Below are 16,699 nucleotides of genomic sequence, written 5' to 3'. Positions count from 1 at the left end.
CATCTACTTATAGCGTGGCCGAGGTCGCCAGCACGTTTTGTCCTTGACCGTTTTGAACCGAATGGGAACCACATGACGCGCCGGCGGTGGATACGGCTCGTTTTCCTACGGCATCTTCCTTGATGAATTCCGCCGCACGTTCCGCGATCATGACGACCGGCGCTGTCGTATTACCGCGAACCAGCGTCGGCATAATGGATGCATCGGCAACACGAAGCCCTTCGATCCCATGCACGCGCAACCGAGTGTCGACAACGGAATTCTCATCCGTGCCCATGGCGCACGTTCCGGCCGGATGAAACGCCATCTGCACATGGTCCCGAACGTAGCGCTCCAACGCCGCGTCGTCGTCGCCGACGTCCCCACCCGGCATAATTTCTTGCTTGATGTATTTCGCCAGCGGAGACGCCTTCAAGATGGTCCGTGCAAACCGGACGCCGCGAATCAGGTTCGCGACATCGCGATCGTCCTTGAGATAATTCGAGACAATGACGGGCGCATCAGCGGGATCGGCACTCTTAAGCTTGATTGACCCGCGAGAATGGCTGGTGAGACAGCACGGTGCGACAGACAATCCGTGGACGGAATCAGCTCCCGCGAGTTTTCCCCAACTTGTCGACGCCATCGCCAGCGTATGGATCTGGATTTCCGGGCGACCGTCGCCATCCAGATCGAGGAAGCCGCCAGCCTCAACAAGATTCGAGCTCAGGAGCCCACTTCTGGAGAGAAGCCACCGCAAGCCGTGGCGAAATGCATTCAGCCCCCTGTCCTGACCAAGCAGACTGATCGGGTTCTTGAGTTCGCCGTCCACGGGCACAACAAGATGGTCCTGGAAGTTTTCGCCGACGCCAGGCAAGTTTGCATGCGTCGCAATTCCGAGCTTTTCCAGCTCAGCGGCGTTACCAATGCCGGACAGCATGAGCAGCTTCGGAGAAATGACGGCTCCAGCCGCGACGATCACCTCGGCCCGTGCGGCGACCCGGCGCTCTTGCCCATGCGCGTCGCGAATCAGAACGCCCGTCGCTTTTCCGTTCTCGATCAGGACTCGGAGAACGCGGGTGTCGGTTCGAACGGTCAGGTTACTGCGCTCGAGTGCCGGTCTGAGATAGGCACGCGACGTGCTGACGCGCTCACCGTTTTTGCTAGTAATCTGATAATAACCAACGCCTGCCTGTGTCGCGCCATTGAAGTCGTCGTTGACATCCAGGTGGAGGCCTGCGTTACTCGCAGCCTGCAGCGACGCTTCAATGAACGCATCGCTCAACACATGGCGGTAACGACTGTCACAAACAGTCAAGGGTCCGCTGTTTCCGTGAAACTCGTTCACGATCCGCGAATTGTTCTCTGCACGCCGAAAATAGGGTAGAACGTCGCTGTACTTCCATTCCGTGCAACCCGCTGCACTCCAGCCGTCGTAGTCCTGTCGCTGACCACGAACGTACAACATCGCGTTGATCGAATGCCCGCCTCCGAGCGTGTTGGCCTGCATGACCTGAATCTGCCGGTTGCCCGTATAGGGTTGGGGTTCCGCGAGGTACTGAACGGTTCGCTTCGTACCCATCGTGCGGAAGTACGCACCGTTAACCTTGATTGCGATTGACCGGTCATGGCAGCCTTGCTCGAGGAGCAGGACCGAAGTCGCCGGATTCTCACTCAGTCTCGAGGCGACGACACATCCCGCCGCTCCCCCACCGACTACGATGTAGTCGTAGATATCGTTGTTCATCTGTCTCCATGCTCACCTATAGTGAGCCCGCATCTAAGTATGGAGTCTCCAGCGTAGTCGACAGCCGTCTGAACCTCTCGAACATGCGCGACAATCGATGGCCCGGTCGCGCCACCCTCAAGCAATCAAAATGGCTGGCCGCGAAGGAGTCACGCCAGCAGCACGCTTGCCGCTGCCAGCTGCGGTTCCCGCTGCTGTTTGATGAAATCCGCGGCCCGCTCCGCAATCATGATCGTCGCAGCTGCGGTATTGCCGCGCACCACATTGGGCATCACAGACGCATCCGCAACGCGCAGCCCGTCGATGCCACGCACACGCAGCTCGAGATCCACTACGGCCTCGTCGGTGCCCCCCATCGCACACGTCCCGGCGGCATGGAGGCCTGTCGTGCTGCGCGCACGTACATAAGCCTCAATCTCGGCGGTGTCGTCGGACACTCCTGTCCCAGGCAATCGCTCGAACTTCAAATACTTTTCAAGTGATGGGGCGCGCAGGATGCGCCTTGCCAGTCGAATACCTTGAACCTGATTGCGCATCTCCTGCTCGTGCGCAAAGAAGTTGCCGAGAACGCGCGGGGGATGCTCGGCATCTGTGCTTCTTAAACGAACCTCTCCCTTCGAATGGCAGGTCAGACAAAGGGGAGCGAGCGAAAAGAAGTGTTCGCCTTGCGGAAGCGGGTCGCCCCACCCAGCTGATGAGACGGCTAATGCGTTCAGATTTATTTCCGGCCGGCCGTCGCCGTCGATATCGAAGAAGCCACCACATTCGACAACGGTTGACGATAGAACTCCGGTACGAAACAGCAGCCATTGCAAACCGTTTCTTGCCGCATTCCAACCGCGGTCCTGCCCCATCAAGCTGATCGGGTCTTTCAGAACGACGTCCACCGGCGAGATCAGGTGATCCCGGTAGTTCGATCCAACACCCGGCAAGTCCGCCTCGACTCGAATCCCAAACTCAGCCAGGTGATCCGCGGGGCCGATGCCGGAAAGCATCAGTATCTTGGGGGTCATAAAGGCGCCGGCGCAGAGAATCACTTCCTTGCGCGCCACGATCCGGCGCTCGCCGTCGCGGGTACGCACGACGACCCCGATCGCACGGCGATTTTCCACAATGACCCGTGTCACCATAGAATTTGTCTGTACGATCAGGTTCGGTTTGGAGCGAGCGCTTTCCAGGTACGCTCGAGCGCTACTCACCCGCTCGCCTCGATAGGTGAAGGTCTGGTAATACCCTACGCCCTCCTGGTCCATGCCGTTGAAATCCGGATTAAACCTGATGGAGCGCCCGTCAAGGTACCCAGCCTCTTGTGCCGCGCGAACAAATGCGTCCGACAGCTCGTGACGATGCACACCGTCGGAAATCTTAAGCGGACCATCGACACCGTGGTAAGGCACTGAGAAGCGCGCATTGCTTTCGGATTTCCGAAAATATGGCAAAACGTCCTCGTATCCCCAGCCCGCGCACCCCATCTCACGCCACTCGTCGAAGTCAGCTTTCTGCCCCCGGATATACACCATGGCGTTGATCGACAGTCCGCCACCCAACACCCGCCCCTGCAGGAACGGGTAGGGTCTCAAGCCGCTTGCGGGCTCCGGTTCACCCATATAAGTGAAGGTTCGGGACGTACCGTGCAACTTGAAGAACCCGCCTGGAGCTTTGACGAACAGTGACTTGTCATCGGGTCCTTCTTCAAGCAAAAGTACCCGCTCGCTCCCGGCCTCGCTCAGCCGCGCCGCTACCACGCATCCCGCCGCGCCACCGCCGACGACAATGTAATCAAACAGGTCCATACGCACTGGCCTGTCAAAACGGACTGTCCAGAACTGCGTCGAGGCGGCTCATTCGCCACACCTGATCAGCTTCCTTGATTGCGTCGATACTGTAGCGGCCCGCCGTGACGATCCGCGTCTCGCCATTCTCTGACGCGAGGACAACGATGTACGCAGACAAACTTGCTGTTGTCGGTGTCTGCGCCTCGAAGCGGTGTGTGTGTATCGTATGGCGCCGCTGATCTGTCTGCGCCTCACGAATCGCTGACAAGGTCCCAACGATCTGGGAGCGTCCGGTAACCGGCCCCCAACACATGTCGGTACCGGTCACGATCCCACCCGTGGTTGCGTTCTCGGTAAACGCATCCGCCAACATCGCGAAGTCGCCTTCGTCGTAACCCCATCCATATTTCGCGATGCAATCGAGAATCAACGCTCGATCTTCGGCGTTAGTGAAGTGCTCCATGAATGTCTCCTTAGTCTCGTCTTTTCTTTCTTAATGACCACGCTCGTATGGGCCAGTCGCACGGGCATAAGTCGGGATGGTCAGCGCCGGGTCGACACCAGCACTTTTCGCGACTCCCAGCACCCAGAAAGGATTTCTCAGAAGCTCTCTCCCCATATAGACCAGGTCTGACGACCCGCTATGGAGAATCGACTCGACGAGTTCACTGGATGTGATCGATCCATTGCATCCCACGGGAATTCCGAGGCAATTCCTCAGCTTCGCCGCATATTCCACTTGATAGCCAGGATAGATTTCACCGTCGAACGTCGGTGACAACCCTCCAGCCGAAACGCTAAGCAGATCGACACCAAGCTCCTTCAGTTTCTGGCCCAGATCTATCGTGTCAGCGACCGTTCCGCCCCCACCCCCGGCTTTGTCTTCAGCGGAAAGTCGCACAATCAAGGGCTTGTCCTCGGGCCATACCGACCGCACTTCCTTGACGATTTCAAGAATGAGTCTCCATCGGTTGTCCCTTGTGCCGCCATAGCGGTCCTCCCGACGATTTGAGATCGGTGAGAGGAACTCATGAATCAGATACCCGTGAGCTGCATGGATCTCCAGGCAATCGAACCCCGTTGCAGCGGCTCGCGCTGCGGAGGCACGATACGACGCGACAATCGCCACGATCTGGTCGACAGTGAGTTCAGTCGGGACTTTCGTTTGCGCACCGTGCGGAATTGCTGAAGGCGCAAAAATCTCGCCGTCGATCAAGGATTTCCGTCCCGCATGAGCCAGTTGGAGCGCGCTGGTGGCCCCGCAAATTCGGATCATGCCCGCGAGGCGCCGCAGTCCATCGATCTGCGCGTCATCCCACAGACCAAGATCTTTATGGCTGATCCGACCGCTCGGATCGACGGCCACCACTTCCGTTGTGATAAGCCCGACCCCGCCCAGCGCTCGTGCAGCGTAGTGGGCCAAATGCAAATCGGTAACTACGCCTTCTTCGTTTCCCGTGTACATCAGCATTGGCGCCATCGCGATTCGGTTTTTGATCGTGATCCCACGCAACGTAAGCGGCTTGAATATCAAACTCATACGACCTCGGTGTATTAAACGCTACCCGTGCCGAGTTGTCGGCGACGGACTCGAGGTTCAACTTACGCCGGAAGAGGAAGGCCGACTCTGCTTTTCGCGCCAATCGATAGACTATGCGCGCCTAGGGTTTCACCTTATTTGACACGACCACTAGGGCGTCGCATCCTCCGCAGTTTACGCAACATAGAAGACAGTATGGAGACGTAGCCATGATCGCCTCGACCTTCAGCCTTCAAAAGGTCCCCGAGTCCCAGCGGCTGAATTATTGGCAGGAGGCGATCTTTCAGACTTATCTGACGGTCGACTGCAGAAGGCTCGGAAGCAGTACCTTGAACGGCGCCATTCGGGCACGCCCCTTCGGCTGCCTGGAGCTCAGCGAAGTTACGTCCCCTCCCATGACGTACTATCGAGGCAGTGACGAGATCAAGGCGGGCGGCGAAGAACATTATCAGTTGGTGCTTGCCGTCGAAGGGCATGGATTCGTCGAGCAACGAGGCAATCGCACCCCGATTAGTCCGGGCGACCTCGTAATCTATAGCTCCCTAGAGCAGTCGGAAATTTCATTTCCGGAAGGGTCGACCACTCAAGTCGTTAAGATCCCGCGCTCGCTTCTGAGCGAGCGTGTCAAATCAGCGGAACGCATCGCAGCAACTTCGGTGGATGTTGGCTCACCGGCCGGCATGTTGGTCCGAAGCCTCGTCCGAGAATGTATAAACGGCTACCTTGAGACCCCCCATCACGACGTACGGGTGACTAACGGATTGCTGGAGATTCTTGCCGCCGCAATTGAAAGCAACCTTCCGTCGGAAGCGTGTGGGAGGTTCGATATTGCCCTATCGAATATCAAGCAATACATCGAAGACCATCTCTCAGAATCGGAGCTGAACGTTCAGCAAATCGCCAAGCGCCACAGCGTTTCTGTACGGACGCTAAACCGAATGTTCGCCTCTGAAGGCACGACCGCAATCAATTGGATTTGGACTCGAAGGCTGGCATCGAGCTATAAAATCTTGAGCGAAGGAAAAGTCCGACAAGTCAGCCAAGCAGCCTTCGATTGCGGATTCAATGACCTTTCGCACTTCAGTCGCGCGTTCAAAAAACGATACGGTCGGCTGCCGCACGAAGTACTGCGCAAAGGACACTAAGGCTGTAGGTTGCGGGTACACAGCTGGAGAAATCAAGCAGGTGGTAATTCACTTCATACGCTCGCGCAGGAGCGCTTGCGGAAGGATGCCGAAGGTCAGCTTGAACGAGCGCGTAAAGTGCGAAAAATTGGTAAACCCGTGCATTGCCGCAACGTCGCTCACGCGCTTGAAACGCCCCACTGACAATACCTTATAACTCGCTGACAACCGCTGTTGCCACAACCATCGCATCGCCGTTGTCCCTTGCCCGGAAAACAGCCGGTGCAAAGTACGAACGGAAATATTGTTGGCACGTGCGATCGACTCTATATCCAATTCTGAATCGGACAGATGATCGATCATGTAGGCCTTGACTCGTTCGAGAGGGCGGGAATAGGCCGGGGTTTGTGATGCGTCGGAGCAAAATTCGACATCAAACGCCGTAGCCAGAAGATCGACGATAGTGCTACCAATCCGCCCGGAAGCCGCGCTATCTTCGAGATTCCCAGTCGATTCGAGCCCTTGAAGTAGCTGGCGCACAAGCCCCCCAAAGGTAGAGGCGCCGCTCAACACCGTACACGTCAACGCATCCGCATTCGGCAACTGCTCTCGAAGCAAAGCATGCGGGATACCCACGACCAGTTGGTCGTCGCCGTCCGGCAAAACGTACTCGTACGGACGAGCATTGTCGAACAGAACAATATCGGCTGGCCTCTGGACCACTTCCCGGCCACTTTGCGTGATGATCGATCTGCCACTCAATGTAAGAGACGCTTCGAAGAACCCGCTCGACTCGAAATTTGAACCTCTCTGACGTCGCGAATATTGGACTGGCGTCGACCTGAATCGGCGTAGCCAGACGGCTCCGAATTGCTGCACAGAGAGGTAGCCACTGAATGGCGTTTCTCCGATTACACGTGTGTCGACCGGATCTTGCCCAGAACAAACCGCATCGATCCAGCACGCCAAGTCGGCCTTTCCCTCTGGCACTGCTAATACCTGTGCTGTAGTCATTGCCAATCTACCACTCCAGATCGCCTAAATTGACATCCGCCTTCGCGGCGCCCCCAACAGGGTATCGAGCTCGCGGCGAGGCTACCGTGACGTTTCCTTGCTGGGATCAAAGATCGCGCCCAGCCATCGGCGCACGGAAGTCGTCTCTGTCCCCAGTCCAACTTGCTCGCCCGAGACGATGTTAGCAGCTACTGGCACTCGCAGCCGATACCTACAGCACGTGCGGCACAGCCATCCAAATTTGGCGCGCTTACGCTTGCGTACGCGTCGTCGGCGTCTACGTGCAATGGAACCTGTCATTTTGCATACGTGACACGACACCGTGACTGCCACGCGGAAGCGTGCTGGTAAGAAGAAATTGTGCCGACATTGCCCTCTGATCGCTAAGCGATCTTGATGGCTTCGTCCCCGCCTCTCTGCAATTCAACACAACAATACATCGGACTACGAAGGAGGAAGTGTGAGTCAGTCAGATATCGTCGAATCTCGCTCGTTCGACCACATCCCGGAAAGTGAGCGCCATGGTAGCGTGGCAAGCCAGCTTCAACTGTGGTTCATGATCAATGCAACACTGATCACCATGTTCACAGGCGCCGTCGGGTCGCTCTATAAACTCGATCTCATGTGGACGCTTGTCGCGATCGTAGCAGGAAGCGTGTTCGGCACACTGTTCCAGGCCTTTCATGGTGCCCAGGGACCCCGCATGGGTCTTCCTCAGATGATTCAGTCACGGGTCCAATTCGGATCACGCGGTGCGGTTTTGCCGCTGCTGGCAGCGACGCTGTGCCAATTTGGTTTCGCGATCTTCTTCGTGCAGACCGGTGCACAGTCCATCGACGACGTCGTGAACATTACCCATGCATCAGCCACGCAGATTGTATTCGGGGCCGCCGCGATGCTCATCGCAATTGTCGGGTACAAGCTCGTTCTGAAAGTCGAAAAGCTTGCTTCGTATGCGACGCTGATCAACTTGATTCTTTTGACAGTTGCTGCGACGACCGTTCTTCCGATTCGATCGCTTTTCGCGACACAGCATTTCGCATTCGTGCCGTTCCTAGCGCAATTTGGTGCGGCGGCGACGTATCAGATCGCTATCGCCCCGATCGTTTCCGACTATACGCGGTATCTGCCGAGCAAGATGAAAGGTTCGTCGGTCTCGTCTGCCGTCTTCTTCGGCACATTGATCTCCGCGGTGTGGCTCGAAAGCCTCGGGGCGATCCTTTCGGTCGCATTCCCAGGCACGGATGTCATCGCGGCAATCCGGCGTATGGGTGACAGCTTCGGATATGGCCTTGGATCGATCACGATGATCGTCGCCGCGGCCTCGTGCCTGATCACGTGTGCGATCTCGCTCTATAGCGGAACTGTCGCGTTGCTGAGCGCAGCAGAAGGCTTCCGCCCCATTCGATCGACGATCGCTCTGCGTGCAGGGACAATTGTCTGCGGGGGCTCCATCATGACCGTCACGGCGCTGCTTATCCCGCAGAACATCCTTGACTCGTTCTCCGCGTTCCTCGCCATTCTGGGCTATTTCCTGATCCCATGGACGGCGGTCAATCTCACGGACTACTACTTTGTACGGCGAGGCGTCTTTTCGATTTCCGACATCATGCGGCCGGATGGCGGAATCTATGGTAGATGGGGCAAGGCCGGCATCGCGAGCTACGCGATCGGTTTCATTGCGATGATCCCGTTCTTCAGCACATCGCTATACACGGGACCTGTCTCCCTTCTGCTAGACAAAGCTGATATTGCTTTCGCTGTCGGACTGCTGGTGGCAACCTCCACATATCTGTTCTTCATGCGGAATTTCGATCTTGAGGAAGAAGTTAAGGCCGTTGCCTCCGCCAAGCTGAATACGATCGATGCTCCCCCGTTGTTCACAACGGCTACTGAGCGGCGCGCACACGCTCAGTACTAAGCGCAATCCGACCTTCATCTGACGCGGGACGCACGTGTCAGACCGCCATCGCGCCACCGATGCGGATCACATCCGCAACGGTGGCCGGCGGATACGGAGCCTCCCGGCCAGGTCTTCTGCCCAGTTGCCGTCCACTCCAACTCTAGGCCGTTATGCGAGGCACTGAGTCACCTCGCATAACCGCGTCCGCGGTCCGCCAGTCCCGGAATCAACGATACGCTGCGTGCCAGCTTGAAGAAAGGAGCCGCCTTTCTCGCATCGACAGCCACGCGCCCCAAGCGCGGAGACGCATGCCAGGCGTCCCGCTCATCCCTTCCGTCCCGTCCGCTTCTTCTGGGCATATATCAACGCCCCTGTCTCCACCGGGACGAACGGCGCGCGGAAATGATCGATCAAAAAATCGATGAATGCACGAGCACGCGCGGTCTGATTTCGGTGACTCGGGTAATACACGAACAAGTCAGCAGAAGGCAATGGAGTATCCGGCAACACCAGCCTCAACCGCCCACTCTGTACGTACTTCGCAAGGTCCCATTCGGAACGAATCAGTATGCCGTGCCCGTCCAGCGCCCACCGCAGCACGATGTCGCCATCGTTGCTTGAGAGCGCCCCTTTGACCTTCAGCGCTTCTAGGTGATCGTCCTGTATGTACTTCCAAACGCCGTACGCGTCGTCATTCTGACGATGGATGATGCAACGATGGTTGACCAGATCTTCGACATGCTCCGGCGTCCCGAAGCGCTCCAAGTACTTCGGAGAGGCACAAAGAAATCGTCGGTTGCTCATGATGCGCCGCGCGCTCAGACGGCTATCGGGAAGTTCGCCAAAACGGATTGCCATGTCAAAACCTTCGGCAACAAGATCGATCGGGCGGTCGGTCACTTCAAACTGGATCTCGACCTTCGGAAATCGCTTTGCGAAATCGGACACCAGCGGCGATATGGTTGTGCGTCCGAATCCCAGGGTCGCGTTGATACGGAGTAGTCCGTGTGGATCGATGCGCGCTCCGGAAATCTCCTCCTCCATTTGCCGAACCTGTCCGACAATTTGGGTTGCGTAGCGCAGGTAAGTCTCACCTTCCGGCGTCAAACTGACGTTTCGAGTCGTCCTGTTGACCAGTCGGACCCCTAGCCGCTGCTCGATCAACCCTAAGCGCTTGGTACCCGCAGGTGGGGTCAGATTAAGTGCGCGAGCCGCACCGGACATACTCTTGAGCCTCGCAAGGAGGATGAAAAATTCGAAGTCGGGAGCGATGTCGGTTGCCATTTCCGTTATTCACCCACGGTAAAAAATGAAATGAATTGAGGTGAAGTATAGCGCCTGATTTCGCGGATAAGCTACGTTCCATTGCAACCCCATGCATGCAATACGTGCTCAATACTCAGGAGACATCGTCATGAGAATCGTCGAAATCCGCGAAAAAACCGTCCCGATCAGCTCACCGATCCGGAATGCCTACATCGACTTCAGCAAGATGACGCTGAGCCTCGTTGCCGTGATCACCGACGTGATCCGCGACGGCAAACCGGTCGTCGGCTACGGTTTCAATTCCAACGGCCGTTATGGTCAGGGCAAGCTCATGCGCGAGCGCTTCATCCCGCGCATTCTGGAAGCCGAACCCGCAAGCCTCGTCAATGACGCAGGCGACAACCTCGATCCCCACAAGATTTGGGCAACGATGTTCACCAACGAGAAGCCTGGCGGTCACGGCGAGCGCTCGGTGGCAATCGGCACGATCGACATGGCAATCTGGGATGCAGTGGCGAAGATCGAAGGCAAGCCTCTGTTCCAATTGCTGGCTGACCGCTATGGCAATGGCCAGCCCGACCGCAAGATTTTCGTGTACGCGGCCGGCGGTTACTACTATCCGGGCCAGGACCACGAAAAGCTGAAAGACGAAATGCGCAGCTACATCGACCGGGGCTACACGGTCGTGAAGAAGAAGATTGGCGGCGCATCGCTCGACGAAGACCTGCGCCGTATCGACTCGATCCTCAGCGTACTGGGTGATGGTCAGAAGCTCGCGGTCGATGCAAACGGCCGCTTCGATCTCGACACCGCGATTCAGTATGCGAAGGCGCTGTCGCAATACGACCTGTTCTGGTATGAGGAGCCGGGCGATCCGCTGGACTTCGAACTTCAGGCGACGCTGCGCAACTACTACGACAAGCCGATGGCGACCGGCGAAGACCTGTTCTCGATGCAAGACGCCCGCAACCTGATCCGTTACGGCGGGATGCGTCCCGATCGCGACTGGCTGCAATTCGACTGCGCACTGAGTTACGGCTTGGTCGAATACCTCCGGACACTTGACATGTTGCACCAGCACGGATGGTCGCCGAGCCGCTGCATTCCGCACGGCGGTCATCAGATGTCGCTGAACATCGCGGCAGGTCTGGGTTTGGGCGGTAACGAGTCGTACCCCGATTTGTTCCAGCCCTACGGCGGATTCCCGGATGGCGTCAAGGTCGACAACGGCTACATCACGATGCCTGACCTGCCTGGTATCGGCTTCGAAGGTAAAGCCGATCTCTTTGCAGAAATGCAAAAGCTGTCCGCATAAGCAGACAACGATTCGCGCCGGCACAACGCCGGCGCACCGTAGCAAAAAACACAAATAAGCAGGCGAATTCCGGCCGTATCGGTCGCATCGGCGAAGCCCTTGTGACCGATCGCTCGGTTCCGAATGTGACGCCACGCATAGGAGACAGACATGCGGGTTTCTAAAATCAGGAAGTATCTTTCCAAGCTCTACGTCCAAGTTCTGATCGGCATCATTGCCGGCATTCTTGTCGGACATTTCTACCCGGACATCGGCTCCCAACTCAAGCCGCTTGGTGATCTGTTCATCAAGCTGATCCGGATGTTGCTGGCGCCTATCATCTTTGCTTCCGTCGTCGTCGGCATAGCGCGTATGAACGACCTCCATGAAGCTGGTCGAGTTGGCGTTAAAGCCGTGCTCTATTTCGAGGTGGCATCCACGATCGCGCTCGCCATCGGGATGGTAGTCGTCAACATCATGAAGCCCGGCCGGGGGATGAACATCGATCCAGCTCATATCGATAGTTCAGCGATTGCCGGATACGCCCATACGGCACAACAACACGGCATGCTCGATTTTTTCATGAGCATCGTGCCGAACAGCATCGTTGGGGCATTCGCGAACGGCGAGATCCTTCCAATCATCTTCTTCTCGGTTCTGCTGGCAATCGCGCTTGCCAAACTGGGGCCACGTACGGCCCCGTTTGTAGACATGCTGGACATGTTTCTGCAAGGGATGTTCGGCGTCGTCCGAATCGTGATGTATGTGGCTCCCATTGGCGCATTTGGTGGGATGGCATTCACCGTCGGCAAGTACGGGATCGGTACGCTGACGTCGTTCGGTGAATTGATGGTCTGCCTTTACCTTACATCGATCATCTTCGTGGTGTTCGTTCTTGGCGCCGCAATGCGCATGTGCGGGCTCTCGCTGTGGAAATTCCTTCGCTACATCAAGGACGAAATTTTCATCACATTGGGCACTGCGTCGACCGAAGCAGTATTGCCGCAGATGCTCATCAAGATGGAAAAGCTTGGGTGCTCGCGCCCTGTCGTAGGAATGGTGCTTCCAACGGGCTACACATTCAACGCAGATGGAACATCCATTTACCTGACGATGGCTACCCTCTTCATTGCACAAGCGATGAACATCCACTTGTCGATCTGGGATCAGCTGCTGGTGCTCGGTGTATTGCTTCTTTCGTCCAAGGGTTCAGCCGGCGTTGCCGGTGCTGGCTTCGTGGCGTTGGCGGCTACGCTCTCCACGATGCATTCGGTTCCGGTTTCGGGATTGGTGTTGCTGCTGGGTATCGACCGCTTCCTGAATGAAGCTCGTGCGGTTACGAACCTGATCGGCAATGGCGTCGCTACCGTCGTGGTCGCCCGCTGGGAAGGCGTACTCGATATGAATACAGCGCGCGCCGTACTCGACCGAGATATTGATGTGAGCGTGGATGTGCTTGAGCCTCCTGGAAAGCAGTCCGACGGTCGCTCGGTTACTGCAAGCGAGCCTGCAATCCGGTCCAATTTTCATTGACCGGTGTTGATCCCCGCCATCACAGAAATTATTGAAATGACTTCATACTCCGACACCGCGCGCTTCCGAGAGGCTGCGCTCGACTATCACGAATTCCCGACGCCCGGGAAGATCGCGATCGCACCGACGAAGCAAATGACCAACCAGCGCGACCTTGCGCTTGCGTATTCGCCGGGTGTCGCCTATGCGTGCGAGGAGATCGTCGAGAACCCGCTGAACGCCGCGCGCTTCACCGCGCGCAGCAACCTGGTCGGCGTCGTCACGAACGGCACCGCGGTGCTCGGGCTCGGCAACATCGGCCCGCTCGCGTCGAAGCCGGTGATGGAAGGCAAGGCGGTACTGTTCAAGAAGTTCGCCGGCATCGACGTGTTCGACATCGAACTGAACGAGTCGGACCCGCACAAGCTGGTCGACGTGATCGCCGCGCTGGAGCCGACCTTCGGCGGGATCAACCTGGAAGACATCAAGGCGCCGGACTGCTTCATCGTCGAGCGCGAAGCGCGCAAGCGGATGAAGATCCCGGTGTTCCACGACGACCAGCACGGCACCGCGATCGTCGTGGCCGCGGCCGTCACGAACGGGCTGAAGGTCGTCGGCAAGGACATCAAGAAGGTCAAGCTCGTCGCGTCGGGCGCGGGTGCGGCCGCACTCGCGTGCCTGGACCTGCTGGTCGACATCGGCCTGCCGCTCGAGAACATCACCGTGACCGACCTGGCCGGCGTGGTCTACAAGGGCCGCACCGAGCTGATGGATCCGGACAAGGAGCGTTTCGCCCGCGAAACCCAAGCTCGCACGCTGGCCGAGGTGATCGACGGCGCGGACATCTTCCTCGGCCTCTCGGCGGGAAACGTGCTGAAACCCGAGATGCTCAGGGCGATGGGTACCAAGCCTTTGATTATGGCGCTCGCGAATCCGACGCCCGAGATTCAGCCAAACGTCGCACTCTCAGTTCGTCCCGATGCAATAATTGCTACCGGGCGAGCGGATTACCCAAACCAGGTCAACAACGTCCTGTGCTTCCCGTTCATCTTCCGCGGCGCGCTGGATGTGGGCGCGACGACGATCACGCGTGAAATGGAGATCGCGGCCGTCAACGCGATCGCCGAACTTGCGCAGCACGAGCAGAGCGACATCGTCGCGACCGCCTACGGGATCCAGGACCTGTCGTTCGGGCCCGAATACCTGATCCCGAAGCCGTTCGATCCGCGCCTGATCGTCAAGATCGCGCCGGCCGTCGCGCAGGCCGCGATGGACGGCGGCGTCGCGACGCGCCCGATCGAGGACATGGAAGCGTACAAGCAGCACCTGCAGCAATTCGTGTATCACAGCGGCACGACGATGAAGCCGATTTTCCAGCTCGCGCGCAGCGCGCCGGCGGAGAAGAAGCGCGTCGTGTTCGCGGAAGGCGAGGAAGAGCGCGTGCTGCGCGCCGTCCAGATCATCGTCGACGAGAAACTCGCGAAGCCGATCCTGATCGGCCGTCCGTCGGTGATCGAGCACCGTATCCAGCGTTACGGCCTGCGCCTCACGCCGGGCACCGACTTCACGGTCGTCAACACCGAGCACGACGAGCGCTACCGCGATTTCTGGCAGACGTACCACAAGATGATGGCGCGCAAGGGCATCAGCGAGCAGCTGGCCCGTGTCGAGATGCGCCGCCGCACGACGCTGATCGGCTCGATGCTGGTGAAGAAGGGCGAAGCGGACGGGATGATCTGCGGCACGATCAGCACCACGCACCGCCACCTGCACTTCATCGACCAGGTGATCGGCAAGCGCCCGGGCTGCAGCGTGTACGCGGCGATGAACGGCCTCGTGCTGCCGGGCCGCCAGATCTTCCTGGTCGACACGCACGTGAACGTCGATCCGACCCCGGAGCAACTCGCCGAGATCACGATCATGGCTGCCGAGGAAGTGCGCCGCTTCGGCATCGAACCGAAGGTCGCGCTGCTGTCGCACTCCAACTTCGGCACGAGCAACGCGCCTTCGGCGCAGAAGATGCGCGATACGCTCGCGATCCTGCAAGAACGTGCGCCGGAATTGAAGGTCGACGGCGAAATGCACGGCGACGTCGCGCTCGACGCGGCACTGCGCAAGGAAATCCTGCCGGAATCGACGCTGGAAGGCGACGCGAACCTGCTGATCCTGCCGAACATCGACGCCGCGAACATCGCGTACAACCTGCTGAAGACGGCCGCCGGCAACAACATCGCGATCGGGCCGATCCTGCTCGGTGCGGCGCAGCCGGTGCACGTGCTGACCGAGTCGGCGACCGTTCGTCGCATCGTCAACATGGCGGCGCTGCTGGTGGCGGACGTTTCGGATACCACAGCCAATTGAGTGCGTTCGGTTACCCCCGGTCTGCAATCGTCCGCCTCGACTCGGGCACTAGATACTTACGTCGGAGTCTGGTCGCCAGCTTCCGAACAAGCTGCGGCCGACGCAACCGATCAATCACTTCGCACACTTCGCAAGGATGCGGCTTAGTAGTCTCGAGCAGCACTTCCGGCACACTGTGACCGCATCCATTCCGGCGTCTAGGTTGTCAGCAATCGCGCGGTGCCTATACGCACCCTCCCCGCGCGGCCCGTGCACTATTGCGGCCTTCACGAGCCTCATTCGGTTCGAGAGAAGCGATGTTCGCTCAACTGTCGTTACCAAGTGTGCACGCTAGGGGAGCCATATCAGCCGCGGTGGCAAAGATTGGTGGTGCATGGGCTCACCGCGAGTCGCTACCTTCTTCCGAGGTCAGCGACTCGCGCGGACATGTGTATCGGCCGCTGGGCTCAAGCACTCTACTCTACGGAGTCTGCAAGGTACCGTCCTTCAACCGTGTCTGCGTCCATGTAGTCACCGTGTTTTCACACGGATATTTCGCTGCCTCGACCTCATCGATATCCACGCCCAACCCCGGTTTGTCGTTGGCGTACACGTATCCGTTCCGGAACTCGGGCAGACCGCGGAATACATCGAGCAATGCCGCCTTCGGCCCCTTGAGTTCCTGAATCACGAAATTCGGCGGCTCGGTCCCTGACCATTCCTGCACACCGAAATTGCGCGACGCGGTGCCCTTTGACGATACAAATACACACGCCGTGACTCGCTTCCTAGAGTTTCTACGTAGAAACTGACGACTACGAGGCGGTGCCAACTCACAGATTTACCCGTGCATATCAACCGCCGGCGTATTCGCCACGACAGGCAGAAAACGTCCAGCATCAGTCCGATTCGAACGGCAAGTTAAAGGAAGGCGTGCCAACATGCTGCACGTGCTCCAGCGCTTCAAGATAGCGATGGACCGGCACCGCAGCAAGTTGCTTATCATGAACACAAAGCAACGCTTCGAGTGCAGTCCGTTCCGCGTCTGTAAAAGTCCACTTGCCACCCCGCTCCGCCCGCGCAATGCATTGGTTGAGTGCGAAATCCGCGGAGCGATACAGTTCCGCGTCGCCGTCGGAACGCAAATAGAACGCGAGCGCGAGCATATTGGACAGCGTGGCGATCGACTCAATATCGCCACTGCC

The 16,699-nt window shown here is 58.1% G+C and carries 12 protein-coding genes and 1 pseudogene; 5 read left to right on the top strand and 8 right to left on the bottom strand.

Features of this window, described 5'->3' with window-relative positions:
• Window positions 1-7: 7 nt before the first annotated feature.
• From WS61_RS10265 to WS61_RS10250, 4 genes are all read right to left on the bottom strand, one after another.
• Window positions 8-1,726: a GMC family oxidoreductase gene (locus tag WS61_RS10265; RefSeq protein ID WP_095211664.1), complete on the bottom strand. Its 1,719-nt coding sequence runs from the start codon at window positions 1,724-1,726 to the stop codon at window positions 8-10.
• Between the two features lie 149 nt (window positions 1,727-1,875).
• Window positions 1,876-3,519 carry a GMC family oxidoreductase gene (locus WS61_RS10260; RefSeq protein WP_059500386.1) on the bottom strand — a complete coding sequence of 548 codons (1,644 nt, stop codon included), beginning with the start codon at window positions 3,517-3,519 and terminating at the stop codon, window positions 1,876-1,878.
• 13 nt (window positions 3,520-3,532) lie between these two features.
• Entirely contained in the window at window positions 3,533-3,964 is a 432-nt protein-coding gene (locus tag WS61_RS10255) for a nuclear transport factor 2 family protein (RefSeq protein ID WP_059500385.1), read from the bottom strand.
• A gap of 30 nt (window positions 3,965-3,994) precedes the next feature.
• Window positions 3,995-5,041 carry a tRNA-dihydrouridine synthase gene (locus tag WS61_RS10250; RefSeq protein ID WP_095211663.1) on the bottom strand — a complete coding sequence of 349 codons (1,047 nt, stop codon included), beginning with the start codon at window positions 5,039-5,041 and terminating at the stop codon, window positions 3,995-3,997.
• A 209-nt stretch (window positions 5,042-5,250) separates the two neighbouring features.
• Here WS61_RS10250 and WS61_RS10245 point away from each other — a divergent pair, with 209 nt between their 5' ends.
• Window positions 5,251-6,186, top strand: a complete 936-nt coding sequence (locus WS61_RS10245; RefSeq protein ID WP_059500384.1) for a helix-turn-helix domain-containing protein — start codon at window positions 5,251-5,253, stop codon at window positions 6,184-6,186.
• Window positions 6,187-6,234: 48 nt separating this feature from the next.
• Here the strand turns inward: WS61_RS10245 and WS61_RS10240 are convergent, their stop codons facing one another.
• On the bottom strand, window positions 6,235-7,179 hold the full coding sequence (locus tag WS61_RS10240) for a helix-turn-helix domain-containing protein (protein ID WP_059500383.1): 945 nt from the start codon (window positions 7,177-7,179) through the stop codon (window positions 6,235-6,237).
• 460 nt (window positions 7,180-7,639) lie between these two features.
• Here WS61_RS10240 and WS61_RS10235 point away from each other — a divergent pair, with 460 nt between their 5' ends.
• Complete coding sequence (locus tag WS61_RS10235; RefSeq protein WP_059500382.1) at window positions 7,640-9,100, top strand: cytosine permease; 1,461 nt, start codon at window positions 7,640-7,642, stop codon at window positions 9,098-9,100.
• Window positions 9,101-9,406: 306 nt separating this feature from the next.
• Here WS61_RS10235 and WS61_RS10230 read toward each other — a convergent pair whose 3' ends face one another.
• On the bottom strand, window positions 9,407-10,366 hold the full coding sequence (locus tag WS61_RS10230) for a LysR family transcriptional regulator (RefSeq protein WP_059500381.1): 960 nt from the start codon (window positions 10,364-10,366) through the stop codon (window positions 9,407-9,409).
• Window positions 10,367-10,496: 130 nt separating this feature from the next.
• On the opposite strand from WS61_RS10230, the gene WS61_RS10225 reads away from it, so the two are divergent.
• The 3 genes from WS61_RS10225 (at window position 10,497) to WS61_RS10215 (ending at window position 15,515) form a co-directional block, all read left to right on the top strand.
• Complete coding sequence (locus tag WS61_RS10225) at window positions 10,497-11,663, top strand: mandelate racemase/muconate lactonizing enzyme family protein (RefSeq protein ID WP_059500380.1); 1,167 nt, start codon at window positions 10,497-10,499, stop codon at window positions 11,661-11,663.
• Between the two features lie 150 nt (window positions 11,664-11,813).
• Complete coding sequence (dctA, locus tag WS61_RS10220) at window positions 11,814-13,175, top strand: C4-dicarboxylate transporter DctA (RefSeq protein ID WP_059500379.1); 1,362 nt, start codon at window positions 11,814-11,816, stop codon at window positions 13,173-13,175.
• Between the two features lie 36 nt (window positions 13,176-13,211).
• Window positions 13,212-15,515, top strand: a complete 2,304-nt coding sequence (locus WS61_RS10215) for an NADP-dependent malic enzyme (RefSeq protein ID WP_059500378.1) — start codon at window positions 13,212-13,214, stop codon at window positions 15,513-15,515.
• Between the two features lie 460 nt (window positions 15,516-15,975).
• On the opposite strand, the gene WS61_RS10210 is transcribed toward WS61_RS10215, so the two are convergent.
• Together WS61_RS10210 and WS61_RS35605 are read right to left on the bottom strand one after the other, a co-directional pair.
• Window positions 15,976-16,185 (bottom strand): hypothetical protein, encoded by a 210-nt coding sequence (locus WS61_RS10210; RefSeq protein WP_257127234.1) that lies wholly within the window; start codon window positions 16,183-16,185, stop codon window positions 15,976-15,978.
• A 208-nt stretch (window positions 16,186-16,393) separates the two neighbouring features.
• Window positions 16,394-16,699 (bottom strand): annotated as a pseudogene (locus tag WS61_RS35605) (hypothetical protein); the annotation flags it as partial.

This window comes from Burkholderia sp. ABCPW 11 (genome assembly GCF_001523445.1).
In the GTDB taxonomy this organism is placed as follows: Bacteria; Pseudomonadota; Gammaproteobacteria; order Burkholderiales; family Burkholderiaceae; genus Burkholderia.
Note: the sequence above shows the minus strand (reverse complement) of the source record. Positions and strands in the feature narration are given on the sequence as shown.